Origin of the sequence: Bradyrhizobium sp. CCBAU 11361, from assembly GCF_028128935.1 — a bacterium.
Classification (GTDB): domain Bacteria; phylum Pseudomonadota; class Alphaproteobacteria; order Rhizobiales; family Xanthobacteraceae; genus Bradyrhizobium; species Bradyrhizobium niftali.
The window spans coordinates 25,352-43,106 of sequence record NZ_LBJZ01000162.1 but is presented as its reverse complement, the minus strand read 5'-3'; the positions used below and the strand labels follow the sequence as shown (position 1 = coordinate 43,106).

Genomic DNA, 17,755 nt, shown 5'->3' with positions numbered 1-17,755 from the left:
CGGATCGAGGATTGCTGTTGAAGCCCAGGTCTTGGAGATCCTCGCCGAACTCATGACCAACGGTCAGTAGTGCCTGTGTCAGAGATCGTCTCAGTATTTATCGAAGGCTACGGATTCGAGTATGAGAGGTCGATCACGAACCGATGGCTCCGAAAGCGCCTCAATATAGGGACGTACAAGAGCCGCGGGGTCTACGTTGTCCCCACAGTCGACAGATACAAGATCGAGCTGTTGTGCACACGGTATGGGGTGAGCACGATCGGTAGCCCACCGCCGGAGATATAACGGCACATGGGGTGTGGGGACTGCCTCGCGCAGCCCTTACCCGACGCCCGCACCTATCACAACCAAATAACTACCCACTAACACTGACAGCCTCGACCCGAGGGGGGACATTCCCATGTCCCCTCGTCCCCATGCTTCGGCCTGCTGTGGGCTCGCAACGGCCCGGAGCCATCGGGTATGACGCTGTCCAAATCTTTGCCAATTTGGCAATTTCCCACCTCTCCCTAAGGCGACGTACCTCGCGCATCATGGCGCGTGTTTCCCAGCACTTTGTGGTTGGCGAACACAAACCATGAAAATCAAAGTAGCCCGTAAACTATTTACGTTCATATCGCCTGCCCTCAGCCCTACCTGCCGCCTGCGCGAAAGCCCTGGATGAGTGAGGATGTCCTAAACGTCACCGGTAACTGGCCGGAGTCCCATGTCTATGGCTCGCTCGCCCCGAGGACCCTCGCTTGTGGGGCCGCCAAATCCATCGATGGCACCGCACCACCGGATCGGACAGCCGACATTCGCCGGGCTACGAGCTGGCGCTGCAGCTCGTTAGCCGCGCGGCTGGGCACCGTTCCTGAGAACTCTTCGGGGCCCTTCTACGCCGACGTAGAATACGGGCAACTAGACCAAGATCGCCTGGCTCTCTAGACAGTTTTCGGGCGACCGCGTGCATCACCTTTTCAAAATTGCGCCAGACGGGCCGTCCGATAGTCTGAAGTTGCGCCCGATTCGAAGACGGAGGGCCGCGTTTGCTGTGGAGCCCGCTTGCAGGTCCTGCGACCGATCGCACAGAACCGCGAAGTCGTTGTGCCAAAACAGCAATATGACGACCTCGATCGCACCCTAGTTCGGTTGGGCTAGAACTAATCCTGAGCACGCCTTCAATGCGTCTCCATTAATCAACCTTAGAGTTATTTCTCCCCCGAGCGCCCGTGCGGATTGGAATACGGTTAAAAAAGGATTAACCTGAAGTTACCGATTTAAGCATCCAGTGTCTTTCAGATCGTTGCAATGGACCTCTCTCGCCGGAACTTCATGCAAGCGGCCCTCCTGGGAGGTATCGCGTTAAGCGGAGGTGCCGCGCTAAGCGCCGTCGGCACGTATCAACGCCGCCCCTCGATGCTGACGCTTGCGCCGGCCGCCGACCTTGCTGGCTTGGCTCCTTCCTCCACTGCCTTGAAATCGCAATCCTTGGCGCTTGGCAGACTCTTTCCTGTCTTGCTGGACCCCGATGCCAAAGGGGGTCCTTTCATCGCCAAGACGCTTTCCAGCGCTTCTTTTGCCGGCCACATTCGTCAGGGCGAACCCGGCAACTCGGTTTTCCTGAGACGGCCTGACGCCCGCGCCATCATTCCTTGGACGCCCGTATTTATACGGGAAACTAATCACCTGTTGCAGCTGCCGTCGTCTGTGACGCGACACATAGACTGCTCTGATCTTTTGGTGATGAATGAGAGCAGTGCACGTTATCCGGTCTTTGGCAACAAGGCGCGCAAATACGAGTTCCTGCTTCCGAATCTGAAGTGGTCCGGCGCCAAGCGCTTAGGGACAATTGGCGCGATCTCCAGCAATCATGCCCTGCAGTTTGCCCTGGCCAATCGTGTCGTCGATTTGACGGGCGACGGTCAGCCGTTGAATTGTGCCCTGGACTTGGTGCTTTTCGAGGTCCCAGGATCTGCCACGGACATGGCGCGACTGACGATTTTGCAGGGGCTCGTTGAACACGTTGCGATAGCCAAGAACGACGTCGAACTGGCGGGCGCGGCTTCCCAGGAATATGCGAGAAGCTGGCTGCATCCGGATACGGACATTCTCGTTCCGCCAGGCGGCTCGAACGAAGTGAGCGTGTTGGGACATATGAACGCGGTTGCCGAGTTGGCGCAGTTCCTTGACGCCGCGCAGGCCTGGAGCGCACCGCCTGATGTGATGTTCGTCCCCATGGGCAGCGGCTCGACGGTTTTGGGCCTTCTCCTCGGCGTCCATTTAATGGGATGGAAGACCAAGGTCGTGGGAGTGGCCGATCAGGACAAATCCTATCTGACGCGTTGGCTTGTCAACCGGCAACCCTCCTTGCCGTTTGTGGAGGGGAATGTTGCCAAACTCGCTCGCAGCACGGTCGAGTGGCTCCAAAAAATCCGCTTTCCAGGCATCTCTCCCGATGTTCTTCGCGTGATGCAAGACGAGATATTCGTGCCGGATTCCGCCAGCTGGCAGCCAGGCTACGGCTTGGTCGACGGCACCGACGTGGCGTGGGCGAACAAGTTGAAGGAAGCGGGACTCAGCCTTGATCCAGTTTTTACTTTGAAAGCTTGGCGATCGTTGCTCACCATGTCTAAAGCGGGGGCGCTGAAGAATAAGAAGGTTCTTTTCTGGAATACCTATAACAGCTTTGACTACATGCCGTCTCTTCTATCCAGTTTGGGATAGCCGATGCGTGGTCACCAACCATTGATCATCTATATGGCAGCCGTCATGTTTCTGACGCTGGGATATTTTGCATCACCTATGTCGAGAGAGGCCGTTTGGCTGGTGTTTCCGGGACTCGAAACTATGGCCCACGCGCATCCACTCGCCACCGCGTTCTTGTTCTTGGTTACATCCACCGTTCTTGCATTTTTGGCCTTTCCCTCCATGCCAATGATTTGCCTGGCGGGCGGCTTTTACATGGATGGATTGGTCGGAGGCGCCACGGTGCTGCTCGGCAGCGCCTTTGGTGGTTTGAGCGCGTTTCTATTTTACCGGAAGCAAATTCAACGTCCGAGAGCTCCTTCAAATCAACAATCGGCTGTCAGGGTTTGGTTGACCTTGCTCGGACTGCGCCTCTCGCCGCTCGCGCCCGCACCACTGGTGAATTTTATTGCCGCGATCTTTGACGTCTCACCTCTTCAGTACTTGACGACCAGCCTGTTGGGCGGCGCGCCGCTGGTCCTGTTTTATGCGCAAATTGGACAGCAAGGGCACCACCTATTGTCCGGCGAAACGCTGCAGTGGCAGCAGTTTTCCGGATACTTGATCTTATTAAGCCTAAGCACGCTGTTGAGTGCGATAGGTCCCTGGCGCTCGATACTGAACGACCTCAAGAAATTGAAAGGCTCGCCCGGATCAAATAATCTTTCGCTGCACTCAGCACCTGGTCTGTAATCAATCCTTTACTCATAAACTGGATTTTTCCGAAAATTGAATTCGACATTATTGTATTCCGCCATCCTTTCTTAAGTTCGCACGTGTAGATTGCAGGCGCTTCTACGGACCTACAAATAAAGTGCGCCTTCCATGTTCCCGAAACGCTTCGTCCTTGGGTCGCTGAGCGGCGCCATGGCCTTCCTTTTCATGACCTCAAGCTGGGCAGCTGATCTTGCAGAGATCAAGCAGCGTGGCGAAATTCGCCATATCGGCATCCGCTACGCCAATTTTGTGACCGGCGCAGGTGATGGTCTAGACGTCGAGCTGATGCAGGGTTTCGCCAAACGAATTGGCGTATCCTACAAGCTTGTCTACTCGGATTTTTATTCGGTGATCCGCGACTTGCTCGGCAAGGACGTGGTTCGCAAAAACGGCGAAGTTACCCTGGCAGGTGACTATCCGATTAAAGGCGACGTGATATCGAGCGGCTTCACTGTTCTACCGTGGCGTGAGGCGATCCTGCTATATTCCGAGCCGACTCTTCCGTCCCAGGTTCTGTTGGTGGCACCAGCCGACTCTGATCTTCAGCCGATCGAGGACGGCGCCGATCTCGCGGCCGATATCCTCAATACCCGGAAGGCCATCGGATCCAAGAGCGTGCTCGTGATGGAGCGCACCTGCCTGGATCCGTCCAATTATGGTTTGGTCAACGTCGGGATTGACTTGAAGACTTACAACAAGAGCGCCAACCTCAATGAGATGGTTCCGGCTATGCTCAACAAGGAAGCCGAACTGACGCTGCTTGACGTACCGGACGCCATTCTCGATTTGCGCAAATGGGCGGGCAAAATTAAGATTCTGGGGCCGATCTCCGACAGGCAGATGCTGGCAACCGCCTTTCCGAAGGACGCGCCAGCGTTGCGCAATGAATTCAACGCATATTTGAGCGAGATCAAGGCCTCCGGCTTCTATGACCGGCTGGTGGACAAATATTATCCCGGCATCCGTCGATTCTTCCCGGAATATTTCGCGAAAACGCATTGATGGTATCTTCGCTGATCAGCTTCAGTCGATCGTTGGCTCCGCGTTGGCTCTTGATAGCAGCAGCGGCCTTTCTGCTGTCGATGTTTTTTCTGATTGGCAATCTCTATACGTCCCAAGTGGAATTGCGGCAAAACGCGGATGCGCGTCTGGTGTCGATCGGCGAAGCCCGCGCCACCGAGATCAACGATTTTTTGACTGAGCGCCGGCAAGCCGCCGCGCGGCTCGCCGGCAGCGAGGACATATCTAATTATTTCAGCAATCTCGATCTCGGAATGTCCGTCAAATATGGCCTCTTCGCCAATTTAGCCGCAATCGAGGGCCGCTTTCAGGCGACACTGGATCAGGAGAAATATCAGGGCCAAGCCACTTATTTGCGATTGGGTTTCTTTGATCGCAACGGCGTCGCGCAGGTTGATGTCGGCTCGTCCAGCGCGGCGGCATCTTCTCCGGCGCGTAATAACCTGGCCGAACCAAGCATTCAGATCGATGACAAGCGCCGGCTGATTGTGGCCAGCGCACCGGTACTTCAAAAGGGCAAGATAAGGGGAAAGGTCGAGACCGTAAGCAGCCTCAATCTACTTTCCTCACTAGTGGCTACCAACGACCTCGGACAGCCGCGCGAATTCCTCCTGGGAGACGACGGCGAGGTGCTGCTCCCGATCGAGCGGGAGCACTCGACCGTTGCCACCCAAGGCCCCTCGCTGGCCGCGCTTCCGTCCGGCCGCATACACGCTCTGTCAAATCTCAGCGCTCCCGAACTGAAGGGATATCTCGCACTTCGCTCGCCAGTAGCCGGCACGCGACTTTCCCTCCTACGGCTGGCCGGCGAGGATGAACTTTACGGCCGCACGCTTTCATCCGCCTCCGTTTTTTACCTCGGGCTCTTCGCTATCGTATTATTCATGCTGGCGATCGGCTTCGAGCGAATGCGTCAAAATGCGGCGCGGCTACAAATCAAGTTCGTCGAGTCCAATCGCCACCGAGCGGAGCTGGCCGAAAATAATCTGGCTCTCTCGCAAGAGATCAGACGTCGCGAAGCCATCGAGGCCGATCTGCACCGGCAGAGCGAGGCGCTGGACAAGTCGAATTCTGAACTGCGCATAGCCGCCGCCGCCTTCAATGCTCAGGAAGGCATGATCGTCACCGACGCCAAAGGCGTAATCCTCAGTGCCAACCGCGCCTTCGTTAGCTTGACCGGCTATGCGGTGGAAGAATTGGTGGGACAAACAGCGAGGCTGTTCCGGTCCCAAAGGCGTGATACCGAATTCTACCGCGGTATGTGGAATTCCGTACAACTTACTGGCGGCTGGCAAGGGGATATGAGTCTGAGGACCAAGAGCGGAGAAAATTGCGCGCGCTGGCTGACCATATCCGCGGTGAAAGACGAGACGGGCGAAGTCACCAATTACATCGGTTCGTATTATGATATTTCTAAACTCAAGCACGCCGAGGAAAAGATCCAGGAACTTGCTTATTTTGACCAGCTGACAGGGCTGCCGAACCGTGTCCTGCTGATCGACCGCGTGCGTCAGGCTCTCAACGCCAATATTCGCAGCAAGTGCTACGGCGCTCTGCTCTTCATCGATCTCGACAATTTCAAGACGCTGAACGACTCACTAGGCCACCACATGGGCGATATGCTGCTGAAAAGTGCGGCTCAGCGCATATCCCATTGTGTCAGGGCTGATGATACCGTTGCCCGCTTTGGCGGCGATGAATTTGTGGTTCTCCTCGCCAATCTCGGGACACAGAAAGCAAAGGCCGCTGCCTTGCAGGCCGAAGCCATAGGCGAACAGATTCTCGCAGCCTTCACCGATGCCTTTCAACTCGATACGTATGAATATCCCTGTACACCCAGCGTTGGCGTGACCTTGTTTTCGCCTGAGGACCGCAATGTTGACGAATTGCTGAAAAGGGCCGATCTCGCGATGTACGATGCAAAAACCGCGGGCCGAAATGGCCTCCGGTTCTTTGACCCGGCGATGCAGACCATGATTACAGCCCGCGCGGCGCTCGAGAGCGACCTACGAGAAGATCTTAAGAAAGGAAGGCTTTTACTGCATTACCAGCCGCAAGTAGATCATCAAGGAAGGCTGCTGGGCGCAGAAGCGCTGGCGCGCTGGCCGCATGCGCAGAAAGGCATGATTTCTCCTAGCGAATTCATCCCGGTGGCGGAAAGCACCGGTCTCATCCTCCCGCTCGGCGCCTTGATGCTGAAAACCGCCTGCCATCAGCTGGCTCGCTGGTCGACCGATCCAGCGACCGAACGCCTAACCATCGCCATCAATGTCAGCGCCCTGCAGATGCGTCAAAAGACTTTTGTCGAAGAGGTCCGCGCGATCGTCGAGCAAACCGGCGCTAATCCCCATCGTCTCAAAATCGAACTCACCGAAAGCACATTGGTCAGCAACGTCGATGATCTGATCGCCAAGATGGACAAATTGAAGACAATTGGCATCGGATTCAGCCTCGATGACTTCGGAACCGGGTATTCGTCGCTCTCATATCTCAAGCGTTTGCCACTTGATCAGCTCAAGATCGATCGCAGCTTCGTCAAGGACATCTTAGTCGACCCTAATGACGCTGCCATAGCCCAGATGATCATTGCCCTTAGCAAGAGCCTTGGCCTTTCAGTCATCGCCGAGGGCGTCGAAACGGAAGAGCAATATGCTTTCCTGGCGCAACATGGACAGCTCAACTACCAGGGCTATTTGTTCGGACGTCCCTTACCCCCGGGGGATTTTGAGAGTCTTGCCCGAGCTTTCTCGCCGCGTCGCCGTTCCAAACGAGTACGCGGGCCGGTCAATCGGACGTTCGCATAGGCCTTCGGCGCCTGACGCTCACCACAACAGCAAGCGTATGTTTGAGAATGATTTCGCGGAACTAACGACTGGCTTCTCAGGACAGCAGAACGCCGCCCAGATGTTGAAGATATCAAGAAGAACGACATCGAAGATGCAAGGCTGCCCACCAGTTTTCTCCGAGACCGCCATCCCTGTCACGAGTAGTGCGGTGCGCTTACTAGGCCTCTCATGGGCGGGGCCGCCGCTTGCGACGGCGGCAGCCCGTAGCCGCGAAGGCGGCCTTTGCGCGATACATGGGCATCTCCGCGGCTACAGGTAAGCCTCAACCCGGCGATCGTCTTGCGCAATGTGATCTACTTGTTAGTCTTACCGGACGGCTTGCGGACGTTGTTCGTGACGCGTTTCTCGATATCCGCCATCGTTCTGGCGAACGCTTCGCGCAGCTCCTCCGCGTGAGCTGCGCTCTCCGGTTCACTGAGATATGCAATCTTGATCAGCAGCCTGTTCAACAGATAGGTGATGCGTAGATTTTCCGAGTGCCGGGATCGCAGGGCCGTGATCTGCCGCCGCATCTCGCCGAGATCGAGAGTCTCGTGTTTCGACGGCCTCTTCAAAATGATACTCGCGCGTAGCCAGCGAACGAAACCGACGCGCCGAGTATGATGGCGCGAAGGCTCGCCGGGGTGGACCCGGACGGGCAATGTCCGGTCCGCAAACCTAACGCTCCAATGCGCCGCCGCAATCAAAGCCTCACATTAACATTGATGTCCGTGCTGCGGGTTAATTCTGGAACTGGACAGGCTTAGTCTGCTCTCCCAGGCCTCTCCGGTGTGAGGTTGATTCCGTTTCGCCGCGATGCTTGTAGATTCATCCAAAGCAGCACCAATGTCTCTCGCGAGTGAAGAATGGATACTCAGCGATGCTACTTTTCAACAGCATCGGCCAACAGACGACGTTCCATTTCGGGCGCCTCCCAAACGGGCCGCAGGATTGGTTGTCCCCAATATCGCGTTAGCGGCGTACCGCTGGCAACATCAGCCCTACAATTCTTGACCCTTGCAGTTACTGCGCCCGTCCACCATCATTGGTGCCAATTCTATGTCGCAGTCAGGTGGTGACCATGTCGGGCACGAGCAGTTGGCAGCTCCGGGACCGTGAGCAAATCATTGTTTGCAACAGAGGCCTCGTCTGTCATCGGCACTTTTTGATCGGAATCACCCGCGTTCGCAATGAGGCACTTATTCTCCGAGATGCACTGGACTACGTCGGCAAGCACGTGGATGCGATAGTCGCCTATGATGACGCGAGTACGGATCGAACGCTGGAGATTCTTGGCGGGCACCCAAAAGTCGCTCTGATTGTGACAAATCGGTCGTGGGAAGCGGACATCGACGCGCGCCGGATTGCCGAGCGTCGACATCGCGGACTTTTGCTGCAGACGGCGCGCGAACATCTGCAGTTCGACTGGACGTTTTGCTTCGATCCGGATGAGCGTGTTACCGGAGATCTGCGCGGATACATCGAACGAACTCATTCCAGCGACTACGACGGCGTGCGGGTTCAGCTGTTCGACGCCTATATGACTCGTGGCGATGACGCGCCCTATCGTGCCGATTGCGAACTATTGGACTTTCGTCGTTTCTTCGGCCCGGAACAGCGGGACATTCTGATGTTGTGGCGAAACCGGTCGGGGGTCGCCTTCGCGAATGGACGAGAGCCGGCCGGTGTAGAACGCGTGGCGACCAGTCTGTATTGCCAACACTATGGAGCGAACGCTGTCAAGATGTGACTTGTACGAAGATCGAGCCCTCCGCTCCGCGCCGATGTGACCGCTCGGGCGACAGCCTCACGCCGAGTTTCTCACGCGGAGTGCCGTTATATTTTAGGGCAAAACGGTCAACTAGATCAGCGAATGCAAAGGCTTGATCGCGGCCTCGCGGTTCTCCGCAGGAATGATCAAATTCACAGAATGTGGTGACAAAACGCATCTGTCGGCGACAATCCCGTGATGTTGCAGAACCTGAATCGCCTTAAATGGCAAGTCTGAAGAAGCGCCGCCAAAGCAAGTGAGGCTCACCGAACTCAAGGCGTCACGCTGTTGGCGTCTTTGCTCTTCTCCAGCGTGCGCAGCAACGTGTCGAGCGACTCCGAATCGGAAGTCATGCGCGTTTTCACGTCCTGAAAGCCGGCAAACACCACGATGCGTCCGCGATCGAGCTCCTCGCGCACGCGAATTGGCCGTACATCCAAAATGCGCGCGGAAGAGTGCGAGTCGTCGGTCATCCCTCCGGCTTGACTGTTGGTGAAACTAATCGCCGGTGCGCCGAGATCGGACAGTGCCGTGCTCATTAAAGACATGCTGATGCGCTCACCGGTGGTTAAGGAATCGGGGTATCTCTGTGAGAGCTCGAGCCTCTACGCGTAACTTTCAGAAGGCCGACAAAGGCCTCTGCGATAGCCCTGAGATGAGCCGCGGCCATGTTTGCCTTGGGTCTTGGCCGTGTAAAAACGGCTCCAATGGGCGTCGGTCCGGAGCTAGGGACCGCGCCCTGTCTCAGGCGCCGATCGCAGCCATCAATTGCTTGCTCCCGACGATGTTCATGACCCGCGTCAGATTATAGGCCAGGACCGAGAGAGCCATCTCGGCGGCTACTTTTGGGAGGGTTTTGGTGAGGAAGTGTGTCGCTCCCATGCGGGCCTTGATGGTGCCGAACGGATGCTCGACGGTCTCACGACGCTGGCGCATTGCCTGTGGGTTTGCATCAAGGCGCTGCTGCACAGCCTCGAGCAGATGCTCATGCTCCCATCGCGTAATCCGCCGCTCTGGCCCGGTCGTGCATTGCGATTTGAGTGAACAATTTTGACAGGCTGTGGTCCAGTAACGCCGCAGCATCTTGCCGTCTTCTTCGTTTGTGTAGCGATACGGCAATCGCTCCCCAGCCGGACAGCGATAGAGGTCCTCCCCTGGCAAATACGCAAAGTCCTGCTTACCGAAGCGCCCCTCGGATTTGGCGCCCGACGTCTGCGGCTTAGGCAGCGTTACCGTGATGCCGGCCTCGTGGCACGCGAGGATCTCCGGGCTGTTGAAGTAGCCGCGATCGGCGACAGCTTCGAGCGTTTCGGTCTTTAGAACAGCCTTCGCCTGCTTGGCCATATTGGCGAGTTGTGCCCGATCGGAACCGCTGTTCGTCACCTCGTGCGTCACGATCAAATGATGTTCGGTGTCGACGGCGACCTGCACGTTGTAGCCGACGACCCCGGAGCCGCGGCCGCTCGTGGCCATCGAACGGCTGTCGGGATCAGTCAGGGAGATTTGCTGATCGGGCGAAGCAAGCATCTGCTTCTCGTAGGCAGCAAGCTTGCCCATTTCTTCCTTCAGCTTCGTCAGCTTCTCGGTCAACCTCGTCACCTTGGCTGCCAGCACCTCCGCCGGCTCCTGCCGGTCGGCCGCGTCAAGTTGGCTCAGATAGCGCGCGACGCTCTCCTCCAGCTGGGCGCGCCGCCGCTCCACCTTCGCCCGTGTGAAGTTCCTGTCCCGGTTGTTCACGGCTTTGAACTTGCTGCCATCGATGGCGACGCTCGCCGTCGTGAGGAGACCCATCTCACGGCAGAGTTCGACGAAGCGCGCGCATATCCCAGCGAAGCCGTAACAAACTTCAATCGGATCGCTTAGACGTTGTTCCAGTTCCGGCGAAGCTAGTGCGTCTACTGGCGTAAAGCTGTCTGCCGACGCCGATGGAGCCAAGTCGAGGCCTGCCGGCGCGGCAGCGTTGGGAAACGCATTGCTATAACCAGTTGACTTTCCCACAACTAATCATAATATTTTTGCAATGCAGCAACCCTGATTAGGGTGGCAGCGTGTAGCCAGAGGGAGGGGACACCGAGAGCAGAAGTCTCAATGGGTGAGGTTGTTTTGTCGTTTCATCAGTTCAAGCTGCCAGCGATGTGAGAGTCCCGGTAAGAGTACGGGATTGCTCGGAGATTGAGCAGTGCCAGTTATTTTAATAGTTGATCAGCACAGTGTTTATCGTAGTGGTCTCCGAGAAGTAGTTGAGGCCAGGTTTAAGAAGTCCCGCGTCATAGACACGTCACAGCTCGAGAATTTTGAGCTGGAGACAGGCATCGATTTGATCCTGATCGATCTAGGTTGTCTCCATCAACGTTCGCTCGCGGTTCTCTCGGACGTCGTCGACTTGAGGCCCGCTACTCGTATTGCAGTGATGTCGGCTTCGAGCAGCCGCGCCGACGTGCTGAAATGTCTTTCGGCTGGCTTTCATGGATTCTTGCCCAAGCTTCAGTCGGATGAGGAATTGCTGTCCGCGGTCGGCGATTTGCTGTCTGGACGCATCTATGTTCCGCGGTGGTTGGCCGATGATGATGTAGGCCGACCAGAGCCCCCTCAGACGGTCAACTTCAATTTGGAGGCTCTGCGATTGACACGCCGGCAGAACGAAATTCTTCCGCTGCTGGCCCAAGGAATGTCGAACAAAGAGATTGCGCGGGAGCTAAGCATCGCGGAAGGAACCAGCAAGATCCATACAGCGGCGCTTCTGCGCGCGCTTTGTGCCCGTAATCGGACGGAGGCGGCCTTTATAGCCGCGAAGTTGGTCGGGCCCAGGGACAGGTTGGCTAGCAGAATGAGAAGCAAGAGGTTCTCGATCGACCGGGGTAATGGCTCAGGCCCAGGTTCCGAGTTGATCGTTGGCGATCGATGGGCGCAGCCCACGGACAGGCCTCTCTTTCGAAGACCAGCCGGGTGATCGCTGCATTTTCCAGCTTGCGCGCGCTTGGCAACAACGTCTTGCTCGGGGCCGGCTCCTACAGATGCAATCCCGGAGCAGTGGTCGAGTAGCTCAGCCATTTGGCTTTCGCCCTCACAGATCCGGGCGGGCGGATTTCCCGCACCCGGCTCTTCCCGAGGGTAACCCGCGTCATATCCGCGCCTGCGCCCATGTGCGAGTGATGCGTGGAGTCGGCAGGCGGAAGCGTGCCGTCAGGGTCTCGAACTCCGGCCAGCCCATGCGCCGACTTTTCTGGCTCCGCCGTCTCAGACAACGCGGCCAGGTCCGACGCACTTCGCGGTAGAAGCCGTTGAGCGCTGGATAATTGTGCGGCCTGCCATAGTAGCCATAGTGTCCACGCAACACAGCGGCGAACCGCTCGTGCTGCGCGGCCAGTGGCACGTGCATGAGCCGCCAGGCCTCCTGGCGCAACGCCGTCAGCTTGCGCGTCAGGCGTTTCCCTTCCGTCTTGTGCTTCACGATGAACCGGCCATCTCGGGTCCGCCCGCAGTAGTGGGTGAAGCCGAGGAAGGCGAAGGTCTCGGGCCGTCGCTCGCCCCGCCGCTGACGCGAGAGGGCCGCGAACCGGCCAAACTCGATCAACCGCGTCTTGTCCTCATGGAGCATCAGGCCGAAGCTGGTCAACCGCGCCTTGAGGGCCAAGAGCATTTCCTGCGCATCTGCCTTGCTCTCGAAGCCCATAACGAAGTCGTCCGCATAGCGCACGATCACGATGCGACCGCGTGCGCGGCGACGACGCCACTGATGGGTCCAGAGATCAAGGATGTAGTGCAGGAAGATGTTGGCAAGGAGCGGGCTGATGGCTCCCTGAACGCAAAAGATAACTTTGCGGTGGGGGAGCGGTCACGGAGCTATTGGCGGCGCCCGGCGCCTTTCCACCGGGAGGGGTGGGTGGGAGGGGGATGGAGTGGCGGATGACGATCTTGTCGTCGCCAACGAGGACTTCCTTCACGAGAAGGCGCAGCACGCGTTGGCGTTCGATTATATCGAGCGCGCCGACGGACGAGCGGAGGCGCTCGAGGAAGCTAGTCACGGATTCGGCGAGACGCAGACAAACCTCCTGCTCCTGCGATTGGTCTTCGATCGCCTGCAGCGCCGACAAGCAAGCCTGTTTGTCATTCGGCCTGCAATATTGACCCCCTAAGCCGGGGGATCGGCGTCCAAAATTGGCTCTGACTCACTTTTGATGCAGTTTGGAGGATGTCTGGCGCTTTGATTGGAGGAGAATCAGCGCCATGCAGCAGGCACTCCACCGCTCCAGTTTGGTGCCGCGTGGGTTTGTTGTAGAGAGTGCTTACTACGAGGGTAATAAGGCGATCGTTGTGGTTCGGGCGTCCGGCAGCGTCGGCCTGTGTCCATCGTGCGGAACGGTTTCGCGGCGTGTCCATAGCCGCTACCGGCGCCGCGTGACCGATCTGCCGCTCTCGGGTCGGATCGTCCAGCTCCTGGTAATCGCCCGCCGTTTTCGCTGCGACGCGGTTCTGTGCGGGCGTCGGATCTTCACTGAGCGCTTCGGCGAAGGCGTACTGGCGCCTTCGGCGCGCCGCACCGCGAGGCTGGAGTCCATCGTTCACCACCTTGGCTTGGCGCTTGGGGGTAGACCGGCAGCAGTCTTCGCAAAGCGGCTGATGCTGCCGGTGAGCAAAGATACCCTTCTTCGGGTGGTTCGGCACCGTAGCCGTCCCCCAGCTGACCCGCTCAGGGTCATCGGCATTGATGACTGGGCCTGGCGGCGCAATCACCGATACGCCAGCATCGTCTGCAACCTGGAAAGGCGCAGGGTCGTCACTTTGTTGCCGGATCGTGAGCCGGCGACGGCCCAAGCCTGGCTCGCTGCTCATCCCACGATCGCAATCGTCGCCCGTGACCGCGGCGGCGGATATGGCGAAGCCGCGGCCAAGGCCCTGCCGCACGCAGTACAGGTCGCCGACCGTTGGCATCTGATGGAGAACGCCAGTCGGGCCTTCCTCGATGCGGTCCGCAAATCGATGCGCCAGATACGCACCGTCATCGGTGCGACCACGATCGATCCCAAGCTACTCACCGCCGCTGAGCGCCTCCAGTATGAGGGCTATCTGCGCCGCGAGGAGACCAACGCGGCCATCCTGGCTCTGTCGAAGAATGGCATACCTATCAAGCAGATCGTGCGTCAGACCGGCCACAGCAGGAAGCTGGTGCGACAGGTGGTCCGCGGCGAACGTCACGACGTGTTCCGAACCCGGCAAAGTTCGTTGGATGTGCACTTGCCATGGCTGGACGAGCAGTGGGCGTCTGGCTGCCGCAACGGGGCTGAACTTTGGCGCCGTTTGAAAGGGCGTGGCTTCCGAGGCTCGCTCCGTGTCATCAGCGAGTGGGCAACCCGCAGACGACGAGCGGAAAGGACCGACACACAAAACCTTCAGAGGATTCCGTCGGCCAGAACGATCGCTCGCCTCATGACAATCGGACGGGACCTGCTCACCAAAGCGGAGACCGTCACGGTCGCGGCGATCGAAGCTGGCGTGCCAACTCTGGTCGAGGCACGCGAGATCATCGCCGAATTCCACCTGATGATCCGGCGTAAGACCGAGGCGGGCCTCGCTCCTTGGATCGAGCGTGCCCGCGCCAGTCTCGTCGCCTCGTTCGCGAGCGGCGTCGGGAGAGACCAAGCGGCAGTCCGAGCCGCAATCACGTCGCCCTGGTCGAACGGACAAACCGAAGGACAGATTACGCGCCTCAAGCTCGTCAGGCGCCAAATGTATGGCCGCGGGAAGATCGATCTGCTCCAAGCCCGGTTAGTCGGCGCAGAATGAAAGGAGCTGCACCAAGATTGCGTCAGAGCCAAATTTGAACGCCGATTGACAGTCACGGGCTCGGAGTCTACGGAAACACCTACGAGGTCTTCCCGGGAGGAGGTTACACGCGCACCGGCCACCCGATCAGGATCCATTTGACGCCAGGCATCCGGTTTCGGATCAAAGATGTCGATGCAGCCATTGCCGAGGCTGATCGCCGCGTAAACGAGCGGGTCTGATCTGTGGATCATCATTGACCGACAAACTCAAACCCACTTGAGGACTGAGCGCACTCGTCCGCGCTTGAGCTCGGAGCCGTATAACATTCCGCACGCTGCCGTCCCGGGTCATGCGTTCAAAGCAAATAGTTGCCATCAGGGAGAGGACCTTGGCGGAGAAAGTGGGACTCTCTTCCCCGATGCCCCGAATTCGCGAAAACCGCCGAAAAATAAGGATTTCTATAACGCCCGGCCGAGTTTTGTGACCACCGCTGTGTACCACCTGGTCGGCCGATTCGGCCTTCAATCTCGGTCGATTTCGAGGCGTTCGAAGTCGCCGTCTTAGAACACTTTTTAGAGGTTACGTGGTCACACTCAACCCCTCGGAGGGCCTTCGAGAACGCTTCTGCAAGGAAGCCGACGGCCAACGCGATGATCCCGCCCGCGATAGCTCCCGTCAGGCGTGGATGACGACAGTCTCCGTTACCGTCGAAGGCTTCAGACTGCCGCTGCCAGTCACTATCGTGATGGCAGCCCCTGATGGGCCGCTGAGAGCGCCTCCGGCGAGGCCGGCGTTGGCGCGGCTGGGCCGCCGCCGAATAACGGTTTCCCATGACGAATCCGCGAAAGGATATTCAAGAGGTTCGCGCTCATCCCCGAGCCGACCGCAGGCGATCACGGAGCCGATCGCCGCATATTGCATTTCTCACCTCGCTGAATTATGAAGTGCCTAGGGGAAATGCAGTCTCCCCTTGAGGCTCCGGTCCAAGAACTGTGCATCGCTCGACTTGTCGAGGAATTGCACACATGGACGAAAACTGGCCTCCCATTCCTACCAATGACTTTCTTCTGCCGTCTGCTTCTGAGCGGACGTCTGCAGATGACGATCCGCCGCAAACGGCGTTGACGAAATCTGCCGAGTGCTCAGCCGCCTACTACCGCAATAAGACAGAAGTACGCGACGGGTTCCTGATCGCGCTGCGCGCAATGGAGCTTGCCGATTTCGAACAACATTCCGAACCGGTAACGCTTCCCGTAGGGAGCGCAAAGCCGTGAGGACGCGCTATTTCCCCTGCCTGCTCCCGATCTGCATGCTCTTGTTTGCGTGTGGACCGACGGCATCGCATCCTTCGGCCGATACGGTCACATTCGATACGTCAGAACGGCTTGCCGATTTTGATTTTGGCGCCTCAGGCGACGGGGGTCCGCCGAAATGGTCGATCATTGATGACGACGCCGGTCGAGGATTGGCGCGGACCGCATCCGAGCCAAGCGAAAGCCGCCTAGCGTTCGCCTTTTACCGGCACTTCTCCGGACGTGACGTCTACGTGTCGACGCGCTTCCTGACCAACGGCAAGAACGACCCCGCGGCCGGTCTGGTCGTTCGGTTCAGATCGCCTGACGACCACTACGCCGTACGCGCTGACGCGATCGAGAATAGCGTCACCCTGTACCGCATCGCCGCCGGACGGCGCGAGGTGCTCGGAAGCATGGACATCGGGGTGTCGGGCGAGGCGCGGCATACACTTGGTATCGCGGCGAGCGAGGACCGCTTCACGGTATTTTTCGACGGCAAGGAGCTTTTTGTCGCGACCGACAGAAGGTTTCCGGGCCCACCCCGGCAAGGTCGGCCTTTGGACCCAGGCCGACAGCACGACCCTGTTCGAAAGCCTCCAAGTCTCATCCCTCCATTAGCTGGAAACCCAGACGACCAAAGGAGTTTACGATGCGCTACCAACTGGCACCGCTTCACTGTCGTCCCTGGACGTTGAACGGGATCTCCGCTCGCCTCATTGAAAGCCACTACGAAAACAACTACGGCGGGGCCCTCAATCGCTTGAACATCATTTCTGAGGAGATCGAGCTCCTCGATCTCGGCGACGCCCCCAACCCGACCCTCGCCCGGCTGAAGCGCGACGAGATTGTCGCGCTCAACTCGACGCTTCTGCACGAATTGTATTTTGCGAGCCTCGGCGGCGACGGACGCGTGGTGCCGGACGACCTCGCAAGCGCCATCGCAAAGGATTTCGGATCGGTGGATCGCTGGCGCCAGGAGTTCGTCGGCATCGCGTCCGCACTGGCCGGCGGCTCGGGCTGGGTGCTGCTGACCTACGTTCCGCGCGACGGACGGCTCATCAATCAGATCGCGTCGGAACGCAGTCAAAGCATCGCTGGCGGCGTCCCGATCCTCGCCCTCGATATGTACGAGCACGCTTTCCACCTGGAATTCGGCGCGAACGCCGGCGCCTACATCGCGGCCTTCATGCGCAACATCGATTGGTCCGCCGTGAAGCAGCGTTATGAGGATGCCATCAAGGTCGCGCCTCCGCGCCCGCTCGAGCAAAAGGAGTTTGGCGACGTGCCAGCGATCTCCGTTGAGGAAGTCCGGGAGATGATGAAGTCGGGGACGCCGGTTCAGATCATCGATACGCGCCCGAAGCACTACACCGCGAAAGCCCAGGACATCATGGACGGAGCCGTATGGCGCGATCCCGAACGGCTCGACGACTGGATTGGTACCCTGTCGAAGACCGAACCCGTCGTCACGTTCTGCGTCTACGGCTTCCACATCGGGTGTCAGACGGCTTCGGCACTACGCAAGGCGGGATTTGATGCCCGCTATATGGCGGGCGGACATTACGCTTGGAAGGCAATCAAGGGCCCCGTGAAACTCTTCGAGTGACCCGGTCGGCCCGATAGCGCGGGGACCA

General features: G+C 58.4%; 14 protein-coding genes and 1 pseudogene. 11 read left to right on the top strand and 4 right to left on the bottom strand.

Annotation, left to right across the window (positions count from 1 at the left end):
• Positions 1 to 1,290: 1,290 nt before the first annotated feature.
• The 4 genes from XI08_RS15765 (at position 1,291) to XI08_RS15750 (ending at position 7,268) form a co-directional block, all read left to right on the top strand.
• On the top strand, positions 1,291 to 2,706 hold the full coding sequence (locus tag XI08_RS15765; protein WP_271575081.1) for a pyridoxal-phosphate dependent enzyme: 1,416 nt from the start codon (positions 1,291 to 1,293) through the stop codon (positions 2,704 to 2,706).
• A 3-nt stretch (positions 2,707 to 2,709) separates the two neighbouring features.
• Positions 2,710 to 3,420: a TVP38/TMEM64 family protein gene (locus XI08_RS15760; protein ID WP_271575080.1), complete on the top strand. Its 711-nt coding sequence runs from the start codon at positions 2,710 to 2,712 to the stop codon at positions 3,418 to 3,420.
• A gap of 132 nt (positions 3,421 to 3,552) precedes the next feature.
• Positions 3,553 to 4,446, top strand: coding sequence for a transporter substrate-binding domain-containing protein (locus XI08_RS15755; protein ID WP_271575079.1), 894 nt, complete (start codon positions 3,553 to 3,555; stop codon positions 4,444 to 4,446).
• A complete protein-coding gene (locus XI08_RS15750; RefSeq protein WP_271575078.1) occupies positions 4,446 to 7,268 on the top strand; it encodes a putative bifunctional diguanylate cyclase/phosphodiesterase in 2,823 nt (940 codons plus the stop codon). The genes XI08_RS15755 and XI08_RS15750 overlap by 1 nt, the downstream gene beginning before the upstream one ends.
• Before the next feature lie 335 nt (positions 7,269 to 7,603).
• Here XI08_RS15750 and XI08_RS15745 read toward each other — a convergent pair whose 3' ends face one another.
• The gene (locus XI08_RS15745) at positions 7,604 to 7,822 is read right to left on the bottom strand and encodes a hypothetical protein (RefSeq protein ID WP_271575077.1); all 219 of its coding nucleotides are present in this window, start codon (positions 7,820 to 7,822) and stop codon (positions 7,604 to 7,606) included.
• A gap of 548 nt (positions 7,823 to 8,370) precedes the next feature.
• Here XI08_RS15745 and XI08_RS15740 point away from each other — a divergent pair.
• Complete coding sequence (locus XI08_RS15740) at positions 8,371 to 9,039, top strand: glycosyltransferase family 2 protein (RefSeq protein ID WP_271575076.1); 669 nt, start codon at positions 8,371 to 8,373, stop codon at positions 9,037 to 9,039.
• 293 nt (positions 9,040 to 9,332) lie between these two features.
• Here the strand turns inward: XI08_RS15740 and XI08_RS15735 are convergent, their stop codons facing one another.
• Together XI08_RS15735 and XI08_RS15730 are read right to left on the bottom strand one after the other, a co-directional pair.
• Positions 9,333 to 9,599: a hypothetical protein gene (locus tag XI08_RS15735; protein ID WP_271575075.1), complete on the bottom strand. Its 267-nt coding sequence runs from the start codon at positions 9,597 to 9,599 to the stop codon at positions 9,333 to 9,335.
• Positions 9,600 to 9,804: 205 nt separating this feature from the next.
• Positions 9,805 to 10,881: pseudogene (locus XI08_RS15730) on the bottom strand (IS1182 family transposase); the annotation flags it as partial.
• A 358-nt stretch (positions 10,882 to 11,239) separates the two neighbouring features.
• Between XI08_RS15730 and XI08_RS15725 the strand changes: the two are divergent.
• A complete protein-coding gene (locus XI08_RS15725; protein ID WP_271575074.1) occupies positions 11,240 to 12,010 on the top strand; it encodes a LuxR C-terminal-related transcriptional regulator in 771 nt (256 codons plus the stop codon).
• Between the two features lie 171 nt (positions 12,011 to 12,181).
• Here the strand turns inward: XI08_RS15725 and XI08_RS15720 are convergent, their stop codons facing one another.
• Positions 12,182 to 12,817, bottom strand: coding sequence for a reverse transcriptase domain-containing protein (locus XI08_RS15720; RefSeq protein WP_271575087.1), 636 nt, complete (start codon positions 12,815 to 12,817; stop codon positions 12,182 to 12,184).
• 142 nt (positions 12,818 to 12,959) lie between these two features.
• Between XI08_RS15720 and XI08_RS15715 the strand changes: the two genes are divergently transcribed.
• From XI08_RS15715 to XI08_RS15695, 5 genes are all read left to right on the top strand, one after another.
• Positions 12,960 to 13,196: a hypothetical protein gene (locus tag XI08_RS15715; RefSeq protein ID WP_271575073.1), complete on the top strand. Its 237-nt coding sequence runs from the start codon at positions 12,960 to 12,962 to the stop codon at positions 13,194 to 13,196.
• A gap of 91 nt (positions 13,197 to 13,287) precedes the next feature.
• Complete coding sequence (locus XI08_RS15710) at positions 13,288 to 14,844, top strand: ISL3 family transposase (RefSeq protein WP_271575072.1); 1,557 nt, start codon at positions 13,288 to 13,290, stop codon at positions 14,842 to 14,844.
• A 1,007-nt stretch (positions 14,845 to 15,851) separates the two neighbouring features.
• Entirely contained in the window at positions 15,852 to 16,100 is a 249-nt protein-coding gene (locus XI08_RS15705; protein WP_049831783.1) for a hypothetical protein, read from the top strand.
• A complete protein-coding gene (locus XI08_RS15700; RefSeq protein ID WP_271575071.1) occupies positions 16,097 to 16,816 on the top strand; it encodes a hypothetical protein in 720 nt (239 codons plus the stop codon). The genes XI08_RS15705 and XI08_RS15700 overlap by 4 nt, the downstream gene beginning before the upstream one ends.
• Positions 16,771 to 17,727, top strand: coding sequence for a Fe-Mn family superoxide dismutase (locus XI08_RS15695; protein WP_271575070.1), 957 nt, complete (start codon positions 16,771 to 16,773; stop codon positions 17,725 to 17,727). The genes XI08_RS15700 and XI08_RS15695 overlap by 46 nt, the downstream gene beginning before the upstream one ends.
• The last annotated feature ends 28 nt before the right edge of the window (positions 17,728 to 17,755 follow it).

Bases quoted from the DNA above. Each gene is read 5' to 3' on its own strand.
- XI08_RS15765 (WP_271575081.1), top strand. From the start codon at position 1,291: ATGGACCTCTCTCGCCGGAACTTCATGCAAGCGGCCCTCCTGGGAGGT.
- XI08_RS15760 (WP_271575080.1), top strand. From the start codon at position 2,710: ATGCGTGGTCACCAACCATTGATCATCTATATGGCAGCCGTCATGTTT.
- XI08_RS15755 (WP_271575079.1), top strand. From the start codon at position 3,553: ATGTTCCCGAAACGCTTCGTCCTTGGGTCGCTGAGCGGCGCCATGGCC.
- XI08_RS15750 (WP_271575078.1), top strand. From the start codon at position 4,446: ATGGTATCTTCGCTGATCAGCTTCAGTCGATCGTTGGCTCCGCGTTGG.
- XI08_RS15745 (WP_271575077.1), bottom strand. From the start codon at position 7,822: ATGCGGCGGCAGATCACGGCCCTGCGATCCCGGCACTCGGAAAATCTA.
- XI08_RS15740 (WP_271575076.1), top strand. From the start codon at position 8,371: ATGTCGGGCACGAGCAGTTGGCAGCTCCGGGACCGTGAGCAAATCATT.
- XI08_RS15735 (WP_271575075.1), bottom strand. From the start codon at position 9,599: ATGAGCACGGCACTGTCCGATCTCGGCGCACCGGCGATTAGTTTCACC.
- XI08_RS15710 (WP_271575072.1), top strand. From the start codon at position 13,288: ATGCAGCAGGCACTCCACCGCTCCAGTTTGGTGCCGCGTGGGTTTGTT.
- XI08_RS15705 (WP_049831783.1), top strand. From the start codon at position 15,852: ATGGACGAAAACTGGCCTCCCATTCCTACCAATGACTTTCTTCTGCCG.
- XI08_RS15695 (WP_271575070.1), top strand. From the start codon at position 16,771: ATGCGCTACCAACTGGCACCGCTTCACTGTCGTCCCTGGACGTTGAAC.